Raw genomic sequence first — 2,287 nt, 5'->3', positions numbered from 1 at the left:
GAACAGGGGGACGTCCGCGTATGCACCGGCGGTGACTTGAGTAATGGATGTTGCTCCGGAAATGCGCGGGTTCAGCTCACCCAGGTACACGTCCTTGGTGTCCAGGTCGATGAGCACGTCCACTTCGAAGAAGCCCTTGTAGCCCTCCTCACCCAGGCGGTCACCCAGTCTGCGGACCATGTCCGAGGCCACGGCGCGCGTCTCGTCGTCGAGTACGTCCGGGAAGGTCTCGTTGCCGCACCAGCCACCGCGGTAGGGGGTCAATTCCGGGTATCCGGTCAACTCGGTCATGAACGGGCCCACAATGGTGCCGGCGTCGGTCTGCACCGCCTCCACCGCAACAGGGAAGTTGTTGATGCGCTTCATGACCTTGACCTCTTGGCCGACGATCTCGTCCTTGTATTGATTCCAGTCCTCTTCGGACTTGATGAAGAACGTAGTCTTGCCGGAGTCGCCGTAGGCCGTCTGCACCACGAGGTCGGTGCCGAGGCCGTTCTCGGTGGTTTCTTTCTGGAGCTCGTCCCAGGAGTCCACCGTGGTGAGGATGTTCGGTACCGAGGGCACTCCCACCTCGTTGCCGAGGCGCGTGGTGATCAGCTTGGAGTCCAGTTTTTCGCGAAGCTCCGCCTTGGGCAGGATCAGGTCGTACCCGAGTTCCTCGCAGATCTCCTCGGTCTCTTCGTTGAAGAAGACCAGAGCGATCTTGGGTCGGGTCCCCCGAGGCGTGCGGGAATCGATCAGCGCGCGAACCTCGTGATGACGCAGGAGCCAGTTGTTGATGTCCTCGCCGGACTCGAACTCACGGGCGGGCTTGTTCTTAGGCGTGAAGATGCGCGGATGTGCGCCGTCCCAGCCGTCGTAGAACGAGATGTAGGACAGGTTCCGCACCCAGCGGTCCAGGCCCAGCAGGTTGAACGGGGTGGCACCCACGAAGAACACGGGGGTGTCGTTGACGCGGAAGAAGTGCCGCACCTCAGAGATATTGCGCAGTACGCGTCGCGTGGGTCCAGCCATGCTGGGCGGGACATATTTTGCATCGACACCCACGCCGTAACCGCCAGCGGTGACTTCGTTCGTTTCGTCTACGGAGGCTGGCCTGCCGGGGATCACGCCCTTGGCGGGTTGTTCACTTTCGCGGGGATCCACCAGGGACAGGCCCCCGGTAGGTGGTGCTTTGAATTCTCCGTCTACGGGTTCGCTAGCAGGAGTGCCGGCGAGTGTTTCCCCCACTCCGGAATTGGCCGCATCTTGCGCGGGTGTGGGCGTGGAATCCAAGTCCACGCCAGTTTGGTCCTCGTTCTCGGTCATGCTGACCACCCCTCCGGATCGCTGTGATTCCCGTTTATACAGGGCCGCGAATGTGGTGTACAACACAGTGCGGCGTGTCCCGGGGTTTGAGTACAAAGATTTCAGACGGCGGGACCGCGACAGGGAGAGTAGCAGTAAGGTGATCATTGCATTTGGTAGTAATTCCTGAGAGTTTTATCTCGGTATTCGAAATAATTTCCGGTGTTTATCGCGTCGCGCGCTCCGGACACGATGTCCAGGATGAACCGCTCGTTGTGGATGGATGCCAAGGTCGCGGCGTTGCGTTCCTTGGCCTTGAACAAGTGCCTCAAGTACGCCCGGGTGTAGTGGGCGCATGTGTAGCACGGACACGTGTCGGAGATCGGTGTGAAGTCCCGCGCAAAACGTGCGTTGGTCAGGTTGAACCGTCCGGTCGGGGAGTAGACGGCTGATGAGCGCGCCACCCTGGTGGGTGAAACGCAGTCGAAGGTGTCCACGCCGTTGTCGATTGCCGTAAAGATATCATCGGGTTCGGAAATGCCCAGAAGATGTTTCGGTGTACTTTCCGGTAACTCTTCGGTGCACCAGCGAACAATTGTTCCCAATTGCTGTTTTTCCAGGGCTCCGCCGATGCCGAATCCGTCGAAGCCCATGGTGGCCAAATCTCGGCAAGCCTTCCGGCGCAGGTCTTCGTACTGTGCACCTTGAACAACTCCGAACAGCGCCTGGTACGGCTTGTGGGAGCGCTCCTCGGTCAGGCGTTGGTGTTCCGCGATGCAGCGAAGCGCCCACAACCGAGTTCGCTCCAACGCCTCTTCCTGGTAGCCCCGGGAGTTGTGAAGCGTGGTCAGCTCATCGAAGGCAAACATGATGTCCGCGCCCAAGTTGTGCTGGATCTGCATGGAGATCTCCGGGGTGAACCGGTGGAGGTCACCGTTGATGTAAGAACGGAACCACACGCCGTCGTCGTCGACGTTGGCCATGCGTTCCTGGCCCTTGG

The 2,287-nt window shown here is 60.1% G+C and carries 2 protein-coding genes; both read right to left on the bottom strand.

The genetic code is table 11. The annotated features are described in order from the left end of the window. Positions 1 to 1,308, bottom strand: a 1,308-nt coding sequence (locus Q4E95_RS12920; RefSeq protein ID WP_303383688.1) for a biotin carboxylase, incomplete at its 3' end; no start/stop codon positions are given. A gap of 143 nt (positions 1,309 to 1,451) precedes the next feature. Continuing rightward, a partial coding sequence (locus Q4E95_RS12915; RefSeq protein WP_303383687.1) for a tRNA-guanine transglycosylase occupies positions 1,452 to 2,287 on the bottom strand: 836 nt, incomplete at its 5' end.

Origin of the sequence: Kocuria sp. (genome assembly GCF_030536815.1) — a bacterium.
In the GTDB taxonomy this organism is placed as follows: Bacteria; Actinomycetota; Actinomycetes; order Actinomycetales; family Micrococcaceae; genus Kocuria; species Kocuria gwangalliensis.
The sequence above is the reverse complement of the archived record's forward strand: the minus strand, read 5'-3'. Positions and strand labels throughout refer to the sequence as shown.